Origin of the sequence: Hamadaea sp. NPDC051192 (assembly GCF_040682475.1) — a bacterium.
Taxonomy (GTDB): domain Bacteria; phylum Actinomycetota; class Actinomycetes; order Mycobacteriales; family Micromonosporaceae; genus Hamadaea; species Hamadaea flava.
This window is the reverse complement of record NZ_JBFBAZ010000257.1, coordinates 1-4,856: the sequence shown is the minus strand read 5'-3', so window position 1 is coordinate 4,856 and position 4,856 is coordinate 1. Positions and strand designations below refer to the sequence as shown.

Genomic DNA, 4,856 nt, shown 5'->3' with positions numbered 1-4,856 from the left:
TCGTCAACGTCGGCGACTCACCGTTGGCCGTGCTCGCCGAGCATCTGGTCGGCCTAGGCGACGAGCCCGACTCGTACGCCTCCACCGTCGGCTTCGACACACCGCCGAGACCACGGTTAACTCCATGATCAACGCGGAGAGCGAGCGGAGAGCGGGCGGGGGCGAGCGGGGGCGAGCGAGCGAAGGCGAGCGAAAGCGAGGGGGCGGCCGAAAGGCCGCCCCCGAGCGAGAAGGAGCTAGCTGAGCTTGGCGTTGAGGGAGATCGCCGCGCCCGGCGACAGCAGCCGCGAGATCGGGCAGTTCTCCTTGGCGCCGATGGCCAGCGACTGGAACTGGGCGTCGTCGATGCCGGGGACGACTCCGACGGTGTCGAGGTCGATCCGGGTCACGGTCATCCCCGCGTCGGTCTTGTCGAGGTGCACGTTGGCCGTGGTCTCGACGGAGCTGGGCGGGAAGCCCGCGTCCGACAGCGCTTTGCTGAACGCCATCGAGAAGCAGCCGGCGTGCGCGGCGGCGATGAGTTCTTCGGGGTTGGTCCCCTCGCCCTCCTCGAAGCGCGACTTGAACGAGTAGTTCCCCTCGAAGCCGCCCTTGCCGGTGCGGATCGTGCCGGAACCTTCGGTGAGCGTGCCCTGCCAGCGGGCCGATGATGAGCGGATAGGCATAGTCACGACCCTACTGCGGGTCGCTGAGGAAGTTTGCGGGAACCGTCACGCCACACGGATCAGCCCGGTGAGCCCGGGGAGGGCGGCTTCTCCCGAAGTGGAGCCTCGCCAGGTCACGCCGCCGTCGCGGGCGGCGTACACGCGCTGGAGGTCGCGGGACACGGCCAGGCCGCGTACGGCTGGTGTGGTCCACTTCTCGACGGGCCGGCCGGCTTGGTCGAGCACTTGGACTCCGTGATCGCCGCCCACGTAGAGGAGCTTGTCGGAGGCGGCGGCGTACGCCGATCCGGTGTCGGAGCCGACTTTGGCGACGTCGAGCACCTTCAGCGTCTCGGTGGAGATCCGGGCGAGGGCCCCGGCGGCGAGGTCGACGACGAACAGCAGCGAGCCGTCGGCGCTCAACGCGATCGAGTACGCGGTGCTCGCCGAGTGCCCGAACGGATCGGGCAGGTCGACGCAGTACGCCCAGTTCTGTTCGGTCTCCAGGGTGTGGACGAACGCGTGCACGTTGCCGGGCCGCCCGGACAGCAGGTCGCGCGTGTGCTGGTGTCCGGGTTGGTGGGTGTAGAGGGTGTAGAGGACGCGTCCGGTCGGCGACGCGACGGCGGTCCGGCCCTCGCCTCGCATCTCCTCCTCCGCGCCCGCCGGCACCGGCACCTTGTCCCGGGTCCACAGCGGTTCGAGTCTCCGCGTGGTCAGGTCGAGGCGGCGTACTCGGTAGTGGTCCGGCGCGGTGGCGGGCAGCCACTCCAGGACGAACAGCCCCTGCCGGTCGGCGGTGAAGGCGTCCGGCTCGATCACGCCCGGCACGGTGATCCGCTGGAGGATCTGCTTCGAGTCCGCGATCACGATCGTGGTCTTCGCGCGCGCCCGCGGCTTCAGCGGATCGCCCTCGGGCGCGGCCAGCGCGACCAGCGACCCGTCCGCGTGCACCACCCGCGGCGTCCAGCGGCCATCGATCGGGTAGCCGCCGAGCCGCGTACCGGCCAAAGTGGTCGTGAAGTCCAGCTGCGTCGTCTTTTCGGCGGCCGTGGCCAGGCACAACGTCGACCCGGTCGCCGACAGGGCCCCGGTCCGGCCCGGGGTCAGTCCGCCGTCGCGGGCCACCGCCAGTCCGTCGCGGGTCTTCACCACAAGCACATCTGGTACGCGTACCGCAGCTGGATCGGCGTCGTCAGCAGCCTGGCAGGCGGCCGTGGCCGACGCCGCCACCGCCGCCCCGGCGAGCATGAGCAGGTTCCGTCGTGTCGTCATGCCCTGCCGACACCGATGGAACCATCCGGGTTCCCGCGGTGTCATGCGATGTGTCGAGAGGCGTCATCCTGGAGAGCATGGAATCCGAAGCCGTCACCGAGACCGCGCTCGTCGAGCGGGCCGCGGCCGGCGACCAGCACGCGTACGCGGAGCTGGTCGCCCGGACGAGCGCGCTCGCGCGCCGGACGGCCATCTTGTTGGGCGCCGGTGACGACGCCGAGGACGTCGTGCAGGAGGCCTACGTCAAGGCGTACCGGCGGCTGGAGACGTTCCGCGGCGACTCGTCCTTCCGGTCGTGGCTGCTGACGATCGTCGCGAACGAGACCCGGAATCTGCACCGCACCCGCCAGCGCCGGGCCGGCCTGCTCGAACGGGCCGCGGTCGCCGAAGGCCTGCCGCCGGAACGCGATCACGCCGTCGACGGCGCGCTGTCGACCGAGCGGCGGGAGGAGCTGGTCGCGGCGCTCAAGCAGCTCAGCCCGGCCGACCGGGACGTGCTCGTGTACCGGTATCTGCTCGACATGTCCGAGGCGGAGACGGCCGAGCTGCTCGACCGGCCCAAGGGCACGGTGAAGTCCCGGGCCAGCCGCGCGCTCGCCAAACTGCGTACGCAGTTGATCGTCGCGGTGCTCGTGATCGCCACCGTGCTGACGGTCGTCTTCGTCCCGCCCGTCCGGACCGCCGTCGCCGACGTGGTGACCACGATCCTGCGGCTCGGCGGCGTCGAAGTACGCCAAGGTGAGCCGGCGCCGTCCATCGCCCCGACGCCGAGCCCGCTGCCGATGCTGACCAGCGGCGATCTGGCGCAGGCGCGGACCCGGGCGGCGTTCCCGATCGGCGTCCCGGCGGTGCTCGGCGACCCGGAGCGAGTGGAGCTGGCCGATCCCGGCCCCGACGGGCATCCCCGGGTGGTGACGCTCCTCTATTCCGGCGTACGCCTCGACGAAGTGGACGGCGCACTCGACCTGGCCTTCGCCAAGACCGCCGACGGCGTGGAATGGGTCGGCGGCGACATGCTCTGGCTGGCCAAGCCGCATCCGCTGGTCTACGTGGACCGCTGGGGCACCCGGCGCGAGGAGACCGCTCGGCTGTCCGGCCCCTGTCTGGTGTGGCAGGCCGGATCGGTCACCTACCGGCTCGAAGGCGTCACCTCGAAGGAGGAGGCGCTGCGGATCGCCCGCTCCGTCCGCTGAGCCGGGCGGGCCGGCTCAGGCGTACCGGCTGGATTCGAGCAGCCATTCCAGGTGGCCGCGCGGGGCGCCCAGCAGCACCATCGCGACCTTGCTGGCGTCCCGCGCGGCGGCCTTGCTCAGGTCGAGCCGGGCGAACTCGGCGGGCAGCGCACGGGCGGCGGCGGTCAGGTCGTCGATCCGGGCGGCGATCCGGTCCAGCACCTCCGCGGCGGCCGCCGCCAACGAGACGCCCTGGTCGTGCGCCAGGACGAGCACGTAGTTGTGCACGTCGCCGCGAGCGCTCTCCTTGGCCGCCGAGGCGACGTCGTTGCACCACGCCGTGACGTCGTTGCACGCCGACAACAGGTCGCGCCACGCCGCCGACGTACGCAGTCCGCCCGGCAGCTCCGCGCCCAGCACGGGTTCCGGGAGGTCGAAGAGGAACGACCCGTTGGCCTGGCGGCGCAGGTGTGCGTACTCGCTGGGTGAGGGAAGACGCCGCGTGGACCGGAAGCGCGCCTCGTAGCGGCACGCCGCGCGATGCTCGGCGAGATGGACCCGGAACATGGCCCGCCAGCTCGCGCTGCCCCGAGGCGCGGTGCGTGACCACAGGTCCCGGAAGGCGCGGACGACCGGATGGGCGTCGAGCGGCGGCACGGTGTCGCACGAGCTGAGGACGGCGTCGTAGAGCCGATCGACGGCTGCCTCGTCCCAGCCGAGCGGGCCGTCGTCGCGCAGGTCGTCGAAGACGAACAGCCAGACCAGCCACTGTCCGAAGAGGATCACCTCGGGCGCCTTGGTCTCGGGGAACGCGCGGGAGGCCATCTCGCCGAAGCGGGCCGCCTGGAGCCGGGCCGGGTACAGCTCCGGAAAGCTGCGCAGCGCCCATTCCTCGACGGCCAGCTCGATCGCGGCCTCCTCGCGATGGTGCCGGCACGGTGCGGCCAAGGCCGGCACGCGCTCGACGAGCGGCAGCAGGTCGGCCGCGCTCGGCATCCCGGCCGCGCGCGCGGGCGCGGCCGGGACGGTAGTCACACCGGCGGTCACAGCGGACCGAACAGGTGGTTGCCCGGCAGCTTGGGATCGCCGCCGGTGTAGTACTCGTACGCCGCCTGCACCAGTTCGTCGATGGACAGGCTGCCGTTGGCGTCGGAGTCGAGCCGCTCGAAGGACGCGACCGCGTCACCGTCGCCGGTGCCGAAGGCGGTCTGGAGCACCTGGAACTCCTCCAGCGTGATCGCGCCGTCGGAGTTCTGGTCGCAGAGCGCGGCGATCGCCACCGCGGCCGGGCGGAACGTCTTGTCGAACTTCTGCCCGTCGATGTACGCCGTGATCATCGCGGTGCGGAACTCGGCCGGGGAGATCGACCCCGACTCGTCGGTGTCGGCGTGCTCGACGATCTCCGACCACAGCTCGTCGAACCGGTCGATGAGCTGCTTGCCCTTGGTCGACGTCGGCGACTCGCCGAAGCCGAGCAGCACCCGGGAACCGAGGCCGAGCAGGTCGTCGCGCTCGATCTCGCCGGAGTGATTGGCGTCGATGTGGTCGAAAGCCCGGTCGAGCTTTTCGATCTGCAGGTCGTTGGCCATGAAAGCTGCTGCTCCCTCCGCGTCCCGGAATGGGCCGCCGAGGTCTTTCCTACCTGACCAAACCCGACCTTCCCTCACATATCGACCCAGTTCTACCCCCCAGCCCACCCCCACCCTTCCCCGTTGATCATGGAGTTAACTGTGGTCTCGACGGCGTGTCGAGGGGGCAAACTCCA

At 71.1% G+C, this 4,856-nt stretch carries 5 protein-coding genes; 1 reads left to right on the top strand and 4 read right to left on the bottom strand.

Translation table 11 applies throughout. The features are described 5' to 3' along the window. Positions 1 to 236: 236 nt before the first annotated feature. Complete coding sequence (locus AB0M47_RS42065) at positions 237 to 665, bottom strand: OsmC family protein (protein WP_253756477.1); 429 nt, start codon at positions 663 to 665, stop codon at positions 237 to 239. A gap of 45 nt (positions 666 to 710) precedes the next feature. Continuing rightward, positions 711 to 1,919, bottom strand: coding sequence for a hypothetical protein (locus AB0M47_RS42060; protein ID WP_363424468.1), 1,209 nt, complete (start codon positions 1,917 to 1,919; stop codon positions 711 to 713). A 77-nt stretch (positions 1,920 to 1,996) separates the two neighbouring features. Between AB0M47_RS42060 and AB0M47_RS42055 the strand changes: the two genes are divergently transcribed. Then, positions 1,997 to 3,112: an RNA polymerase sigma factor gene (locus AB0M47_RS42055; protein WP_363424465.1), complete on the top strand. Its 1,116-nt coding sequence runs from the start codon at positions 1,997 to 1,999 to the stop codon at positions 3,110 to 3,112. A 15-nt stretch (positions 3,113 to 3,127) separates the two neighbouring features. Here the strand turns inward: AB0M47_RS42055 and AB0M47_RS42050 are convergent, their stop codons facing one another. Further along, positions 3,128 to 4,126 carry a terpene synthase family protein gene (locus AB0M47_RS42050; RefSeq protein WP_363424463.1) on the bottom strand — a complete coding sequence of 333 codons (999 nt, stop codon included), beginning with the start codon at positions 4,124 to 4,126 and terminating at the stop codon, positions 3,128 to 3,130. A gap of 8 nt (positions 4,127 to 4,134) precedes the next feature. Beyond that, entirely contained in the window at positions 4,135 to 4,680 is a 546-nt protein-coding gene (locus tag AB0M47_RS42045) for an EF-hand domain-containing protein (RefSeq protein ID WP_363424461.1), read from the bottom strand. Positions 4,681 to 4,856: the final 176 nt, after the last annotated feature.